Source organism: Aliarcobacter vitoriensis, from assembly GCF_048320235.1.
Lineage (GTDB): Bacteria > Campylobacterota > Campylobacteria > Campylobacterales > Arcobacteraceae > Aliarcobacter > Aliarcobacter vitoriensis.
Map to the genome: position 1 here is coordinate 1242788 of NZ_CP182882.1, position 15313 is coordinate 1258100.

The 15313-nt window shown below is 28.3% G+C and carries 16 protein-coding genes; 8 read left to right on the forward strand and 8 right to left on the reverse strand.

Going from position 1 to position 15313, the window contains the following annotated elements:
- Nucleotides 1-71 precede the first annotated feature (71 nt).
- Together ACNSOS_RS06305 and recJ are read left to right on the forward strand one after the other, a co-directional pair.
- The gene (locus ACNSOS_RS06305; protein WP_113894847.1) at nt 72-1688 is read left to right on the forward strand and encodes a CTP synthase; all 1617 of its coding nucleotides are present in this window, start codon (nt 72-74) and stop codon (nt 1686-1688) included.
- The gene (gene recJ / locus ACNSOS_RS06310) at nt 1688-3253 is read left to right on the forward strand and encodes a single-stranded-DNA-specific exonuclease RecJ (protein WP_418184615.1); all 1566 of its coding nucleotides are present in this window, start codon (nt 1688-1690) and stop codon (nt 3251-3253) included. The genes ACNSOS_RS06305 and recJ overlap by 1 nt, the downstream gene beginning before the upstream one ends.
- Here recJ and ACNSOS_RS06315 read toward each other — a convergent pair.
- On the reverse strand, nt 3248-3850 hold the full coding sequence (locus tag ACNSOS_RS06315; RefSeq protein ID WP_418184616.1) for a FlgO family outer membrane protein: 603 nt from the start codon (nt 3848-3850) through the stop codon (nt 3248-3250). The genes recJ and ACNSOS_RS06315 overlap by 6 nt on opposite strands.
- Before the next feature lie 4 nt (nt 3851-3854).
- Entirely contained in the window at nt 3855-4496 is a 642-nt protein-coding gene (locus tag ACNSOS_RS06320) for a FlgO family outer membrane protein (RefSeq protein WP_113894849.1), read from the reverse strand.
- Nucleotides 4497-4611: 115 nt separating this feature from the next.
- Between ACNSOS_RS06320 and ACNSOS_RS06325 the strand changes: the two genes are divergently transcribed.
- From ACNSOS_RS06325 to ACNSOS_RS06340, 4 genes are all read left to right on the forward strand, one after another.
- On the forward strand, nt 4612-5154 hold the full coding sequence (locus ACNSOS_RS06325) for a DJ-1 family glyoxalase III (RefSeq protein WP_418184617.1): 543 nt from the start codon (nt 4612-4614) through the stop codon (nt 5152-5154).
- Between the two features lie 93 nt (nt 5155-5247).
- Nucleotides 5248-8808: a DNA polymerase III subunit alpha gene (gene dnaE / locus ACNSOS_RS06330; protein WP_418184618.1), complete on the forward strand. Its 3561-nt coding sequence runs from the start codon at nt 5248-5250 to the stop codon at nt 8806-8808.
- Nucleotides 8783-9571 (forward strand): 5'/3'-nucleotidase SurE, encoded by a 789-nt coding sequence (surE, locus tag ACNSOS_RS06335; protein ID WP_113894852.1) that lies wholly within the window; start codon nt 8783-8785, stop codon nt 9569-9571. Before dnaE ends, surE begins: the two co-directional genes overlap by 26 nt.
- A 12-nt stretch (nt 9572-9583) precedes the next feature.
- A complete protein-coding gene (locus ACNSOS_RS06340; protein ID WP_113894853.1) occupies nt 9584-9847 on the forward strand; it encodes a hypothetical protein in 264 nt (87 codons plus the stop codon).
- Between the two features lie 6 nt (nt 9848-9853).
- Here the strand turns inward: ACNSOS_RS06340 and ACNSOS_RS06345 are convergent, their stop codons facing one another.
- Entirely contained in the window at nt 9854-10117 is a 264-nt protein-coding gene (locus ACNSOS_RS06345) for a YbeD family protein (protein ID WP_113894854.1), read from the reverse strand.
- Nucleotides 10114-10584 carry a cyclic pyranopterin monophosphate synthase MoaC gene (gene moaC / locus ACNSOS_RS06350; RefSeq protein ID WP_418184619.1) on the reverse strand — a complete coding sequence of 157 codons (471 nt, stop codon included), beginning with the start codon at nt 10582-10584 and terminating at the stop codon, nt 10114-10116. Before moaC ends, ACNSOS_RS06345 begins: the two co-directional genes overlap by 4 nt.
- A 115-nt stretch (nt 10585-10699) precedes the next feature.
- Between moaC and rpsU the strand changes: the two genes are divergently transcribed.
- Nucleotides 10700-10912 (forward strand): 30S ribosomal protein S21, encoded by a 213-nt coding sequence (gene rpsU, locus ACNSOS_RS06355; RefSeq protein ID WP_004511155.1) that lies wholly within the window; start codon nt 10700-10702, stop codon nt 10910-10912.
- Nucleotides 10913-10986: 74 nt separating this feature from the next.
- Nucleotides 10987-11199 (forward strand): PLDc N-terminal domain-containing protein, encoded by a 213-nt coding sequence (locus ACNSOS_RS06360; protein ID WP_113909319.1) that lies wholly within the window; start codon nt 10987-10989, stop codon nt 11197-11199.
- Nucleotides 11200-11345: 146 nt separating this feature from the next.
- Here the strand turns inward: ACNSOS_RS06360 and ACNSOS_RS06365 are convergent, their stop codons facing one another.
- From ACNSOS_RS06365 to ACNSOS_RS06380, 4 genes are all read right to left on the reverse strand, one after another.
- Nucleotides 11346-13211: a TonB-dependent siderophore receptor gene (locus tag ACNSOS_RS06365; RefSeq protein WP_418184620.1), complete on the reverse strand. Its 1866-nt coding sequence runs from the start codon at nt 13209-13211 to the stop codon at nt 11346-11348.
- Between the two features lie 280 nt (nt 13212-13491).
- Entirely contained in the window at nt 13492-13698 is a 207-nt protein-coding gene (locus tag ACNSOS_RS06370; RefSeq protein ID WP_418184621.1) for a hypothetical protein, read from the reverse strand.
- Nucleotides 13699-13854: 156 nt separating this feature from the next.
- Nucleotides 13855-14814 (reverse strand): FecR family protein, encoded by a 960-nt coding sequence (locus ACNSOS_RS06375; protein WP_418184622.1) that lies wholly within the window; start codon nt 14812-14814, stop codon nt 13855-13857.
- 1 nt (nt 14815) lies between these two features.
- Entirely contained in the window at nt 14816-15292 is a 477-nt protein-coding gene (locus ACNSOS_RS06380; protein WP_113894618.1) for an RNA polymerase sigma factor, read from the reverse strand.
- Nucleotides 15293-15313 lie beyond the last annotated feature (21 nt).

Here is a 15313-nt window from a genome sequence, read left to right on the forward strand (position 1 = left end):
TATCAACTAAATTTAGATAGAATCACAGCTTATATTTTTTAAAAATTTATTATTATCTTGGAGTATTTGTAATGACAAAATTCATTTTTGTAACGGGTGGTGTTTTAAGTTCTTTAGGAAAAGGTATAACTTCTGCTTCTATTGCGGCTATATTAAAACAGTCTGGATTTAAAGTAAGTATGTTAAAAATTGACCCGTACCTAAATGTTGATCCTGGAACTATGAGTCCCTTAGAGCATGGAGAAGTTTTCGTAACTGCTGATGGTGCAGAAACAGACTTAGACTTGGGGAATTATGAGAGATTTATAGATAAAACTCTAACTAAAAAAAATAGTTTTACAACTGGACAAGTTTATCAAAGTGTAATTAAAAGAGAAAGAGAAGGTGGATATTTGGGTAAAACTATCCAAGTTATTCCTCATGTTGTTGATGAGATAAAAGATAGAGTTTTTGCAGCTGCTGATGATAATGACTTTTTAATCATAGAGATTGGTGGAACAGTCGGAGATATAGAAAGTTTACCATTTTTGGAAGCTATTCGTTCAATTCGACATGAACTACCAAAAACAAATACTATGAATATTCATGTTAGTTTAATTCCTTATATAAAAGCTGCTGGTGAACTTAAAACAAAACCAACTCAACACTCTGTTCAAGAGTTAAGAAGAATTGGTATAACACCTCATATGTTAGTTTGTAGAACTGAAAAAGAACTTCCAAAAGCATTAAAAGATAAATTGGCATTATCTTGTGATATTGATAGAAATGCAGTAATAGAAGCTGGAGATGCACAATCAATTTATCAAGTTCCACTTCATTTCATAAAAGAAGGGATTTTAAATCCTCTTTCAAATCATTTTAATATTAAAATAAAACCAAATATGGAAAAATGGGATATGTTAGTAAAAAATATCCTAGTTCCACAAGATGAAGTTACTATTGCTTTTGTTGGAAAATATTTAGGACTTAAAGAGTCATATAAATCTCTTATTGAAGCATTAATTCACGCAGGAGCTCATCTTAATACAAAAATAAACATTCATTGGTGTGATAGTGAAAATATAGAAGATTTAGGTGCTTATGAAGTAATTGGAAATGTTGATGCAATTTTAGTTGCTGGTGGATTTGGGCAAAGAGGAGTTGAAGGTAAACTAAAAGCTATTCAATATGCAAGAGAAAACAATATTACATTCTTAGGAATTTGTCTTGGAATGCAACTATCAATCATTGAATTTGCTAGAAATGTTTTAAAAATTGAAGATGCAAACTCAATAGAGTTTAATGAAAATACAAAAAATCCTATAATTTATCTAATTGATGAATTTATAGACCAAAGTGGTCATAAACAATTAAGAACTCATGAATCACCAATGGGTGGAACTATGAGATTGGGGGAATATCCATTTGAACCACTAAAAGGTTCAAAACTTCAAAAAGCTTATGGATCTGAAAAAGAGTATTTTGAAAGACATAGACATAGATATGAAGCAAATCCTAAATATAAAGAAGCTTTAGAAAAAGCTGGCATGATAATATCTGGAGAATCAAACGGTCTTATTGAAGCAGTTGAATTAAAAGACCATCCTTGGTTTGTAGGAGTTCAATTTCATCCAGAATTTACTTCTCATTTGGAAACTCCAAATCCAATAATTTTAGATTTTATTAAACAGGCCAATACTCCTAAATAATGCCTAAAATAACTAAACAAAAGCTTTTTGAAATATTGAATGCAAGGCATTTGAATAATCCTTATTCAAAACTTGCATCTTTACCATCTCCAAACAATTTTAAAGATATTGATATTGCTACAAAAAGAGTCAAATTAGCCATAAAAAACAATGAACAAATAACAATAGTTGGAGATTATGATGTCGATGGTGTAGTATCTACAACAATAGTTATAGATTTCTTTTCACACTTAGGAGTAAAAGTAAATTATATCATTCCAAATAGATTTGAACACGGTTATGGATTATCTGCTAAAATTGTAGATTTAATAGATAGTGGTTTAGTAATAACTGTTGACAATGGAATAAGTGCTTATGAAGCTAGTTTAAAATTAAAAGAAAAAAATATTGATTTAATCATAACAGACCATCATACAGTTGGAAATAAAGTTCCAATAGCTTTAGCAATAATAAATCCAAAACAAAAAGAGTGTAATTTTGAGTTTAAAGATATTTGTGGAGCCCAAGTTGCTTGGTATTTTTGTGCAGCAATAAAAAAAGAATTAAATGCAAATGTTGATATGTCATCTTATTTGGATTTATTAACTTTAGCAATAATTGCCGATATTATGCCTATGACTAACCTAAATTATACTATGGTAAAACAAGGATTAAAAAAGTTAAAGAACTCTTCAAGAGAAGCATTTAAGCTTTTAAACCAAATAATCACAAAAGAAATTTTAGTATCTGATGATGTTGGATTTACAATAGCACCAAAAATAAATAGTGCAGGTAGGATGGATGATGCTTCAATAGCTTTGGAATTTTTATTATCTAAAAATCAGTCAAATGCCTATGAAACTTTAGCTGTTTTAGATGAATTAAATAATTATCGAAAGACTTTGCAAGAAGATATAGTACAACAAGCCAAAAAACAAATCATTCACGATGAAAAAGCAGTTATAGTTTGGGGAGAAAAGTGGCACGAAGGAGTAATAGGAATAGTTGCTTCAAAGCTTTCAAACTCTCAAAAAAAACCAGCATTTATTTTTTCTATTGATAATGGTATCGCAAAAGGAAGTGCTAGAGCAAATTCAAATATAAATTTATATGAGTTAATAGAAAAAGCTTCTTCTTTACTGCTAGGTTTTGGTGGACATAAAAATGCTGCTGGATTATCTTTAAAATCTTCAAATTTAGAAGAATTTAAAAGCATCATAAATAACGAACTTGAGAAATTTGATGATACCTTACATAATGAATATATAACATTGGGGGAACTTGATGTTTCAAGTGTAGATTTGGATTTTTTATCTATTATTGAAGAGTTTGAACCTTATGGTCTTGAAAACGATAGACCAATATTTAATATATCAAATGCAGAACTTTTAAAATATGATTTAATTGGAAAAGATAAAAATCATTTAAAACTTACATTAAGTAGTGATGGATTTGTATTTGAAGCATTAAAATTTTATGACTCAAATACAAATTTATCAAAAAATCTAAATTTAATAGTATCAATTTCAAAAAATGAGTTTAGAGGAGTTATAACTCCATCATTTTTAATTCAAGAGATTTTATAAAACTAAAGGCTTATTAACTCTTTGCTTTAATTTTTCTTTTTTATCTCGTCCTTCATCTTGCCCTTCAAGAGCTAAAATCTCATCATCAAGGTCGGTTCTTGCAAAAGATGAGCTTAAGATATTACCATTGTTTATATCTATTAATTTTATAAAAAGATTTAAGCTCTTATTTGAAATAGAGTAAGTCCCAACTAAAGCATATCTTGATTGAACTTTGTTTGATAAAATTTTGCCATACTCTCTTGTAAGAAGATTAAATCCTGATGGTCCAAACTCAAACTCTTTTCCAAGTTCAATTTCTCTTATTATGATATCTAAAGACGATATCCTATCTTTTAAAATATTTGATAATAAAAAGCCTAACTGTGACCTATTTTCTAAATTATCTAAATTCACAAAATCAGAAACTAAAACAACTTCACCTAATCGTATATTCGATTTTATTTTAGGAGCTGATTTATCAACCATATCAGAAATCATAGAATGAAAGTTTGTAACTTTTGTTATAGGATTTTTATATGAGCAAGAGCTAAAAAAAAGGCTTAAGATAACAAAGCTAAAAGCTATTCTTAAACCTTTTAAAGAAAAAAAGGGCATAAAATTATTTCTCTTTTATAATTTTAATTGTTCTCATTGGTGGACAATCACCAAACATCATACAATCATGTGCTAGATTGTGTTTATATGTAGATCTTGCACTTGTTATAACTTTCCCCGTAATATTATCTATTACTCTAGCATTTAATATAACTCTTCCTTGTTGTCTTGAGTAAGTTCCTACAACAACATAAGTGCTTGGTACTTCTTTTTTAATTTCGTGAGGTTTTCTTGATAAAAAATATTCACCTTTTTCATTGATAGAAATAGCCATTTGTCCTCTAAATTCTATTAAATTAAAGCCTCTATTTGATAACTCGTCAATTAAGCTTTCACCTACAACTCTACCAAATTCTGAAGTAGTTTTAAACTGATCTAATCTTACAAAAGATGTTACAATAACAGGTTTTGTAGTATCTAATTTTTTATTTATCATCATTTGTGTAGCAAGAGAAGATATTGTTGCTTCTAAACTATTCTGAACTGTAACTCTCTCTTCTTTCATATTTGCAACACTCATCCCATCTGACATTCTTGATACTTTATCGTGTTCAGTTTGAACTTCTTTATCTTTGTAGTAGCATCCAGATAGAACCCCTAAAGAAATAGTTGTTAAAATAGCTAATTTTATGAACCCTTTAGACATTTTATAAATCCTCTTTATTAAATTCTTAAGATTTTATTTAAAAATTACTTACATATCCTTTATATAAGTTTAAATAAACCAATCTAATATATAATTTCAATAAAAAGGAGTTTTTATGGCAAAGATTCTAGTAGCAATTGCAAATGGTTTTGAAGAAATAGAAGCAGTAAGTATCATAGATATTGCAAGAAGAGCTGATATTGAAGTTACAATAGCAGGAGTTGAAGATATAAATCTTATTGGAGCTCATAATATACAAATTAAAGCTGATGTAAAAATAGAAGAGGTATCTACACAAAACTTTGATATGATAGTTTTACCAGGTGGTTTACCAAATGCTTTTACTCTAGCAGAAGATAAAAATGTTCAAAGACTTTTAAAAGAGTTTAAAGGAAATAATAAAAAAATAGGTGCTATTTGTGCAGCACCTTATGCTTTACATAAAGCTGATGTTTTGGAAGGAAATTATACTTGTTATCCATCTTTTGAAAAAAAGATAAAAGATGATGGTTACTATGATGATAAAGATGTGGTTACTGATAACAATATAATAACTTCAAAAGGACCAGCAACTTCTATATTCTTTGCTTTAGAAATAGTTAAAACTTTAAAAGGTGAAGAAGTTTATAAAGCTATAAAAGATGGACTTTTAGCTTAAAAAAGTAGATTTTAAAAATCTACTTTTTTAATAAGCCTACAATCAAACTTTAGTTAAACTATAAACTAAAAAAATTTATAAAGATTTTAAAATATGTCAATACCACAATTTACACATCTTCATCTTCATACAGAGTATTCATTACTAGATGGTGCAAACAAAATAAAACCTTTAGCAAAAAAGATAAAAGCACTCGGAATGAAAAGTGTTGCAATGACTGACCATGGAAATATGTTTGGTGCAATAGATTTTTACAATGCTATGAAAGCTGAAGGAATAAAGCCAATTATTGGAATGGAAGCATATATTCACAATAGTGAAGATATAGGAGATAAAACAAATAGACAAAGATTTCACCTATGCTTATATGCAAAAAATGAAATAGGGTACAAAAATCTTATGTATCTTAGTTCAAAAGCTTATATGGAAGGTTTTTACTACTATCCAAGAATAAATAAAAAGCTTTTAAAAGAAAATTCTGAAGGACTTATTTGTAGTGCTGCTTGTCTTCAAGGGGAAGTAAACTGGCATTTAAATACACAAAATGAAAGAAATGTAAAATTCGGTGCAAAAGGTTATGAAGAAGCAAAAAGAATAGCACTTGAATATAAAGAGATTTTTGGTGATGATTTTTATCTTGAAATTATGCGTCATGGAATAGGTGATCAACATTTTATTGACGACCAAATCTTAAAAATTGCATACGAAACTGGAATAAAGATAGTTGCTACAAATGACACTCACTATTTAGAACAAAAAGATGCTGATGCACACGAAGCTTTTATGTGTATAGCTATGAATAAACTCTATGATGACCCAAACAGATTAAGACATAGTGTTCACGAATTTTATCTCAAATCTCCAGAACAAATTGCAAAACTTTATGCTGATATTCCTGAAGCCATCGAAAATACTCAAGAAATAGCTAATAAATGCGATTTAACTATAAAATTAGGAAATCCAACTCCACCAAATTTTAAATTTACAAGAGATAAATTAAAAGATTTAAACCTAAATATTCCTGAACCACAAAATGAATATTCACTTGAAAATGACAAAGTATTATTTGGGTTTGAATGTAGAAAGGGACTAGAAGAAAGATTAAAACTAGTTCCATTAGAAAAGCATGAAGAGTATAAAAATAGACTTGAAGTTGAAATAGAAATCATAAACAATATGAAATTCCCAGGATATATGTTAATTGTTTGGGATTTTGTTAGAGTTGCAAAAGAGATGGGAATTCCTGTTGGTCCAGGACGAGGAAGTGCTGCTGGAAGTTTAGTTGCATATAGTCTTAAAATCACAGATATTGACCCTATTCCTTATGGTTTACTTTTTGAAAGATTCCTAAATCCTGAAAGGGTATCAATGCCCGATATTGATATGGACTTTTGTCAAAGCCGTCGTGGGGAAATTATTGATTATGTAGTTCAACAATATGGTCGTGCCAATGTCGCTCAAATCATAACTTTTGGTAAACTTTTAGCAAAAGGAGTTATACGAGATGTTGCTAGAGTTTTAGATATGCCTTATGCAAAAGCTGATGCTATGGCAAAACTAATTCCAGATGAATTGGGTATAAATCTTACTTCTTCTTGGGAAAAAGAACCAAAAATAAAAGAGCTTTGTGAAGCTGACCCACAAGCTGCAAGAGTTTGGGAATATGCACTTGCACTTGAAGGATTAAATAGAAATGCTGGAACTCATGCTGCGGGAGTTGTAATATCAAATGAACCACTTTGGAATAAAACACCTCTATTTAAACCAAGCGGACTTGATACTCTAGCTACTCAATATAATGGAAAATATATTGAAGATGTTGATTTAATTAAATTCGACTTTTTAGGCCTTAAAACTTTAACTGTTATTGATGAAGCTATAAAATTAATAGAATCAAGACATAATAAAAAAATTGATTTTAAAACAATAGATGTAAATGATAAAGGTGTTTATGATTTAATCCAAACTGGAGATACTTTAGGACTATTTCAAATAGAATCTGATGGTATGCAAGATTTATGTAAACGATTAAAACCATCAAATTTTGAGGATATTGTTGCCGTTCTTGCACTTTATAGACCAGGACCTATGGAATCAGGAATGCTTGATGACTTTATCGAAAGAAAACACGGACGAGCAAAAATTGACTATTTCCATGACGAACTAGAATCTGCTTTAAAACCCATTTTAGAAAATACTTATGGAGTTATAGTTTATCAAGAACAAGTTATGCAAATTGTTCAAAGTATTGGTGGTTTTTCTCTTGGTGGTGCTGACTTAGTGCGAAGAGCTATGGGTAAAAAAATCAAAGAAGAGATGGACAAGTTAAAAGATGAATTCTCTGTTGGAGCAGAGCAAAAAGGCTATACAAAAGCTTATGCTGAAGAACTTTTTGACTTAATTGTAAAATTTGCTGGATATGGATTTAATAAATCTCACTCGGCAGCTTATGCTTTAGTTACATTTTATACTTCATATTTAAAATGCTACTATCCAGCTGAATTTATGGCAGCACTTTTAACACTAGAAAAAGACAATACAGATAAAGTTGTAAGATATGTTGATGAAGTAAAAAGATTGCATTTAGACTTATTTCCACCTGATATAAATAAATCTGATATTGTATTTTCAGCAAAAAAAGTTGATGGAAAAGAAGTTGTAATGTTTGGAATGGGTGCCATCAAAGGTGCTGGAGATGTAGCAATAAATTCTATATTAAACTCAAGAAAAGATGGAGATTTTGAAAGCTTAGCAGATTTTATATCAAGAATAGATGGAAGTAAAGTAAACAAAAGAGTTATAGAAACTTTAGCAAAAGCTGGAGTATTTGATAGTTTTGGATACAAAAGAAGATCTATTATAAATCAAATAGAAAAAATTATGGATTGTGTTGCAAAAGCAACAACAGCTAAAAAAATGGCAACTGGTTCACTTTTTGGAGATAGTGCAGAACTTACAAAAATTGATGTTGAATTAGATGATTTAGAAGAATTTTCTCCAAAAGAACTTTTAGAACTTGAAAAAGCTAGTTTGGGATTTTATGTATCAGGACATCCACTAGATGAATATAAAGATAAATTAGAAAAAATAAACTATACTCTATCATCAGCAATAGATGAATTAGCAGATGGAAGCCAGATATTAATAGTTGGAAAAGTAGAAACAATAACAGAAAAAATATCGAAAAAAGGTGCTAAGTTTGGTATTGTTTCAATCCTTGACTACCACGGAACGGTTGAATTTATGCTATTTGAAGATAAACTAAAAGATTTAAGAGATAGCTTTGATTTAGAAGAACCAATAGCATTTAAAGTAAGAATTTCAAAAACAGAACAATTTACTAGAATGAGTGTCTTAAAAATAGAAACTATTTTTGATGCACAAAAAGAGAAAGTAAAAATAAAACAAAAAGAGATAATAGAACCACCTTTAACTATTGCCATTCCATATAGTGAAGATGAAATTCTAATGCATGATTTATTTGATCTTGTAGCAAACAATCAAGGTAAAAGAGAACTAAAACTTCTAATAAAATCAAAATTAGCCGATTTAGAACTAGAAACTGGATTTAAAGTGAGTTCAGATATTGAAAAATTAATACATACTATAAAAGGAGCATATATAGAAGATGTTTCAAATACTTCTAACAAATGATGATGGATATGATGCAGTAGGATTAAAAGCATTAATAGAAGCATTAAGTCCAATAGCAAGAGTTACTGTTGTAGCTCCAGCAAAAAATAAATCAGCTTGTGGTCATTCATTGACTTTAGATAGACCTCTTAGAATGATTTGTGTTCAAGATGATTTTTATAAAATAGACGATGCAACACCAACGGATTGTGTTTATATATCAGTAGGTAACCTTTTTAAAGATGGTTACAAACCAGATTTGGTAATCAGTGGTATAAATATTGGTGCGAATATGGGAGAAGATATTACATATAGTGGAACTTGTAGTGCTGCAATGGAAGCAGTTTTACATGGAATTCCTGCTATTGCTATATCTCAAGTATGCAAAAATATGTGTCAAGGTATAGAAAATGGTTGGGATTTTGAACTAGCAAAACAAACTATTTCAAAACTTGCAACTAAAATTTTAGAAGGCTCTTTCCCATTAGATGAAAGAAAGTTTTTAAATGTTAATATTCCGCCAATTAAAGCAAAAGATTGCAAAGGTTTTAAAATCACAAAAGCTGGTTTTAGAGAGTATGGTAACGATACAGATAGACATCTAAATCCAAGAGGAGAAGAGTTCTATTGGATTGGGCTTCATCCACTTATTTGGAAAAGTAGTGATGATAAATCTTGTGATTTTGAAGCAATAAAAGAAAACTATGTTTCAATAAGCCCGATAATGCTTGATATGACATCGCATAGTGATATAAAAAATTTAGAAAATTGGCTAAACAATTAAAAGGAAAATATCGTGAATTTTGAGAATTCAATAAAAAAACACATAGTAAAACTTGTAGGAACTTTAAAAGATGAAGAAGAACTACAAGAAGTTCTAAAAAGAAAATTTACAAAAAGAGAGTATAAAACTTTTGTAGCTTTTGAAGAAGGTAAATCAATAGAGGAAATAAAAGCTATTTTAAAAGAAGAAGATACTCAAGAAATAGAAAAACTATATCAAACTTCTATCAAAAAGCTAAATCAAGAGATATTTAAAAGGGAATTAGTAGATTTTTAAAATCTACTAAAGCACCATTTTTATATCACTATGTTCACCTAAAAGTCTAAAAAGTTCTTTTCTATCATCTTCATTGTGAACTAACATCTCCAAAGTATAGCTTTTAAACTTACCTTTTGAGCTAGTTTTTGATGGTTTTAGATTATGTTCTCTTTCTAAAATTATCTCTTTCACAGATTTTTTTATATTACAAGTTTCTAAAACTACAAGTTTATATTCCCAACTACAAGGATAATCTAGTTCTAGTTGTTTATCATTCAAATTTATCATCTTTTAAAATCTCCACTTTTTCCACCACTTTTACTCTCCAACTGAATATCAGAGATAATCATTGATTTATCGATAGCTTTTACCATATCATAAATAGTAAGAAGTCCTATACTAACACCTGTTAAAGCTTCCATTTCAACACCTGTTTGTCCGTTCAGTTTTGCTGTAACAAAAAGTTTAAAACTATTTTCTGCTTGATTTTCTTCAATATCACAGTTTATCCCACTTAAAAGTAAAGGATGACACATAGGTATCAACTCATGAGTTTTCTTTGTACCCATAATAGAAGCAATAACAGCTGTTTGTAAAACTGGACCTTTTTTAATATTGTTCGATATTATCGCTTCATAAGCCTCTTTAGACATAGTTATTTTACCACTTGCAACAGCAACTCTTTTTGTCTCATTTTTTTCTGAAACATCTACCATTTTTGGACGATTATTCTCATCAAGATGTGTTAAATTCAAAATATCACCTTTTTTATATTTATAAATTATTCTATTGAAATTTGGGTTAAATTGGAATTAAGAATTTTTTAAATATAATCCAAGCCTAAATTTAAAAAGAAAGAGGGTGATTTTAGTGCCAGGCATTAAAGTTAAAGATAATGAATCTTTTGACGAAGCGTATAGAAGATTTAAAAAGCAATGTGACAGAAACCTAATCGTTACTGAAACTAGAGCTAGAAGATATTTTGAACCAATGACTGAAATCAGAAAAAAACAAAAAATTTCTGCTAGAAAGAAAATGCTTAAAAAATTATATATGCTTAGAAGATACGAATCAAGATTGTAAGAGATTTGTTATTTCCAAGAAAAAGCCCAGTTCCTTTGAATTGGGCTTTTTTTATTTCTAAAAAAAGGTAAATTATGGAGATATTTGTATTTTTATCAGTATTAATACTTGCTTTAGTTGTTTTTATATTTATAATCTACACTCTTATAGATGTAGTAAGAAATGAATTTGAAACAAATACTATCAAAATAATATGGGTTCTCATCATAATACTTTTTGCTCCTCCACTTGGAAGTATCTTGTATTTTTTAGTGGGAAGACAACAAAAAACAAAAAAAGATTTTTAGCATTATATACCCTTAAGTATGAGTTCCAAAGTAAAAAGGAAAGTATATTTTTTTATCGAAATTTTAATCTCAAAATTAAATAAAAATACTTTGAAACCCATGCTTAAAAGCACAAAGAGAGCAAAAACCCTCTTTATTATACTTTCTTAAAACTCCATTTTCATAGAAAATGCAACAGTTCTAGAATCACCTAACATTGAACTACTTGTCCAATAAACCTCGTCAGTTAGATTTTGCACATTTAGATTAAAAGTTGTAGGATATTTATCAAGTTTTGTTTTATATCTAAGCCCTGCATCATATAAAGTATAACTTGGTATTACATCAGTATTTGCTTCGTCTGCATAACTTTTACCAGTATAATATGCTCCTCCAGTAATTGTTAAACCTTGAATCATAGGAATATTATATTCTGCTGAAATTTTAGCCATTTTTGATGTAGCTTCCGTTGGTTTTTTATCTTCAAATGCAGGATTTGTAACTTTTTCTAAACTTAAATCCATTAAAGTTCCACCAGCAATCACTGTAAAATTATCTGTTACTTTTCCAGTAATCCCAAGTTCAATTCCTTGATGTATTTCTTCTCCATCTTGAGTTAAAGTTGGTTTTGGAGTAGTATCAACTTCAAGTTGATTTGCTCTTTCTATTCGGAATATTGCTCCATTTAATAAAACTTTTTCATTTAAACTATATTTTGCACCAATCTCATATTGTTTACTTTTATATGGATTTAAAATTTCACCTTCATTTACATATCTATTTCCAACAGTAGTTCCAGCTTCTAAACTTTCAATATATGTAGCATATGTTGTAAGACTTTCAAAAGGTTTATAAATAAGAGATAAAGTAGGCGTTAATTTAGATTCATCATACTTTGTATTGAATGAATAACTATTATCTATTATTGTTGCATAATTCGCTCCAACTAATGCACTCCATTGATCATTAAAAGTTATATCATCTCCTAATAAAATATTATTGTATTGTGTTTTTGTAAATGGATCACGAGATGTTGTTCCCAATGTTCCAAGACTACTCCAATCTGGTTCAGATAAATTTCTAATATCATTAAAATAAAAATCATTTGGCAATTTGTAAAAAATAGTATGGTCATTACTTCTAAATCTTTTACTTATATTTGTAGAATATCCCATAGTTAAATTATGATTAATATCAAAAGTATCAAAGTTTGAATCTAAATAAACATTTGCACCATAATTTTTAATATCTTGCCATGAACCTTTACTTACATATGTTCCCCAATAAGGCGTTGCAATAACCATATCATTATTAATTTCTATATTTAAGTTATCACCTCTTGATTTCATCTTTCCATACATTAAATTAGTTCTCAATGTAAATGTGTCATTTATATTCCATTTTGTATTATTTTCTATTTTATTTAATTTTAATTCTTCTTCTATCCAATCAGGTGTATAACTTTTATTTTTTGAAATAATTGATCTATCATTTATATCACTAAAAAATACACTTTTCCCATTTCTTAGTGAATTTTTATATGTATATTCTATATCTGTATAGAAATTATCTGTTGGTTTCCAATCAAATACTAAACTAATTGCTTTTTGTTCAGTATCAGTTTCAGAAGGTAGTTTTCCATTTTGATATAAAGCATTTATTCTATACCCAAAAGTATTATTTTGATCAAATTGTCCACCTAAATCAATATGAGAGTAATATGACTCATTTCCATAACTTCCTACAGTTACATTTCTTAAATCTTTAACTGTTGGTTTTTTTGTTATATAATTAACTGCTCCTCCAACTCTTCCTCCACCATATAAAAACCCAGTTGCTCCACTGATGATTTCCACTCTTTCTATATCTTGTATCATTGGAGCACTTACATATTCATTAGAATAAGGAATACCATTTATAATTGGATTATTTGTCTGAAATCCACGAATAGTCACCCATGAAGAATCTCCTAGACCAGTAAGCCATTGTCCAGTTTCTTGAGTAGTTGGATTAATTTTAAAAATTTGATTCATATCTTTAGCTTGTACATTTTAGATAAGTTCTTGAGGTATTACAGTCATAGAATATGGTGTATCTTGTAAACTTCTTTTACCCCAAAGTCCAACACCAGTTATATTTTCAGTTAAATATCCAGCTTCTGCACTTCCATTTTTATAATTAGAACTAGAAACAGAAATTTCATCTAAAACAGTAGTATTACCAAAGTTTTGATATTTTGGTTTTTCTATTATATATATTACACCATCTTCTTGAATAGCTTTTAATTCATTTGGATTTAGTACACTATTTAAACTATCTAATACCGTACCCCCCCCCGAAACTCACTTTTTTCGAATCTATACTTTTATCTTTAAGGTTATTAGCTTTTGAAATATATGTTACATTATATTTCTTTACTATATTCTCTACTGCTTCTTGCAAACTTATATCTTTTGCATTTGCAAAAGAACTTCCTAACATCAACGATGTTACAACTGACATGAAAACTTTGTTTTTCATCTTTAATCCTTTGTATTAATTTTGAGAATTTGTTTCTCTATATAGTAAGACGATTTAAATGAAAAAAATGGACAATTTTTACAAAAGAATTTTCAAATTTATTAGCTAGAGTTACTTTTTGTAACAAATATTTGAATATTTCCTTTATAAGAAATTTTAAAATTTCTTATAAATATATGTAGTATTTGCTTTTTTATCTAATTTTATAGGATATATTTTTGTAATCGCAACCATAAATTTGTCCATATCATGTATTGAAAAAGAACCACTAACATAATAATTTTTTATATCTTTTTGCATTATCACATTTATATCTTGATATTTGTTAAATTCATTTATAGCTTTTTCCAAAGAGTAATCTTGAAAAAATAAAATCCCATCTTTCCAAGAAGCAATATTTCTTACATCTATATCTTTCAATACAACCTTGCCACTTTGTTTATCAAACGATATATGTTTTCCTTTTGTTAAGATAGCTAATTCTTTAAATTCATTATTTTTATTTTGTTGAACTTTTACTTTTCCACTTATAACATCTACTGTTATTTGATCTTTATCATTTTTGACTTCAAAATTTGTCCCTAAAACTTCTACTTTTATCATACTTGCATTTACTATAAAAGGTTTGTTGGGATTTGGTGCTACATCAAAGAAAGCTTTACCATCACTAATATTTACTTCTCTTTTATCATTGTGATATTTTATATCCAATTTTGTTTTTGCATCAACTACTACTTTTGAGCCATCTGGTAAAAATATCTCTTTTATTTCTTGATTTGTTGTATATGTATGCTTTATACCAAAATTCATATATTCATTTATAGCAAATAAACTTACAATTATCAAAGTAAAAGAGGCTGCAATTTTAAATAAATTTTCTTTTCTAAATCTTTTTCTATTTTTTATATCTTGATGAACTTTTTGTGATATATTTGATTTTATATCTTTTGGTAAAGATGAAAAAAGAGATTGAAGTTTTTCCACTTTTTCAAAAGCTTTTTTGTGTTCTATACTCTCTTCTATCCAAGTTTTAAACTCTAATTCTTGATTTCTTGTGAAACCATCTTTTTTACAGGTAAAAAAATAGGCTGCTTGTTCTTCTATACTTTTTATCATTTTAATTCCAATCTTTGTCTTCTATAAACTTTGTAATTTGTGTAGTTGCTCTTATAACATATTTTTGTACTGTATTTACATTTATATTCAACAAACTAGCAATCTGTTTTTTTTCCAATCCATCAACAAAGTGTAAAATAAAAACTTCTTTTAAATTTTTTGGTAAGATGTCTAATGCTTCTAAAAGCATATCATTTTTCTCTTTTTCCATCAAAATCTCATCTGGTTCATATTCTTTGGAGCAAAAAATCTTCTCTTCTTCATAATCTATAAAATCCTTATTTTTTTTATTCCTTGAATAATCAAAAGTCAAATTTCTAGCAACTTTGTATAAAAAAGCTCTTTGATGTTCAATATCCATCTCTTTTTGTTTTTCCAAGGTTTTTGCATAGGCTTCTTGTACTATTTCTAAAGCTAGTTCCTTATCTCCTGTCATTTTTTGGACAAATATAACTAATTCTTTGTAGTATCGTTGCATTTTTATTTCTCTTGAATTTTT

What these genes read in the sequence shown, in the direction of transcription:
- ACNSOS_RS06305 (WP_113894847.1), top strand. Translation starts at nt 72, where the DNA reads ATGACAAAATTCATTTTTGTAACGGGTGGTGTTTTAAGTTCTTTAGGA.
- recJ (WP_418184615.1), top strand. Translation starts at nt 1,688, where the DNA reads ATGCCTAAAATAACTAAACAAAAGCTTTTTGAAATATTGAATGCAAGG.
- ACNSOS_RS06315 (WP_418184616.1), bottom strand. Translation starts at nt 3,850, where the DNA reads ATGCCCTTTTTTTCTTTAAAAGGTTTAAGAATAGCTTTTAGCTTTGTT.
- ACNSOS_RS06320 (WP_113894849.1), bottom strand. Translation starts at nt 4,496, where the DNA reads ATGTCTAAAGGGTTCATAAAATTAGCTATTTTAACAACTATTTCTTTA.
- ACNSOS_RS06325 (WP_418184617.1), top strand. Translation starts at nt 4,612, where the DNA reads ATGGCAAAGATTCTAGTAGCAATTGCAAATGGTTTTGAAGAAATAGAA.
- dnaE (WP_418184618.1), top strand. Translation starts at nt 5,248, where the DNA reads ATGTCAATACCACAATTTACACATCTTCATCTTCATACAGAGTATTCA.
- surE (WP_113894852.1), top strand. Translation starts at nt 8,783, where the DNA reads ATGTTTCAAATACTTCTAACAAATGATGATGGATATGATGCAGTAGGA.
- ACNSOS_RS06345 (WP_113894854.1), bottom strand. Translation starts at nt 10,117, where the DNA reads ATGATAAATTTGAATGATAAACAACTAGAACTAGATTATCCTTGTAGT.
- ACNSOS_RS06360 (WP_113909319.1), top strand. Translation starts at nt 10,987, where the DNA reads ATGGAGATATTTGTATTTTTATCAGTATTAATACTTGCTTTAGTTGTT.
- ACNSOS_RS06365 (WP_418184620.1), bottom strand. Translation starts at nt 13,211, where the DNA reads ATGAATCAAATTTTTAAAATTAATCCAACTACTCAAGAAACTGGACAA.
- ACNSOS_RS06370 (WP_418184621.1), bottom strand. Translation starts at nt 13,698, where the DNA reads ATGAAAAACAAAGTTTTCATGTCAGTTGTAACATCGTTGATGTTAGGA.
- ACNSOS_RS06375 (WP_418184622.1), bottom strand. Translation starts at nt 14,814, where the DNA reads ATGATAAAAAGTATAGAAGAACAAGCAGCCTATTTTTTTACCTGTAAA.
- ACNSOS_RS06380 (WP_113894618.1), bottom strand. Translation starts at nt 15,292, where the DNA reads ATGCAACGATACTACAAAGAATTAGTTATATTTGTCCAAAAAATGACA.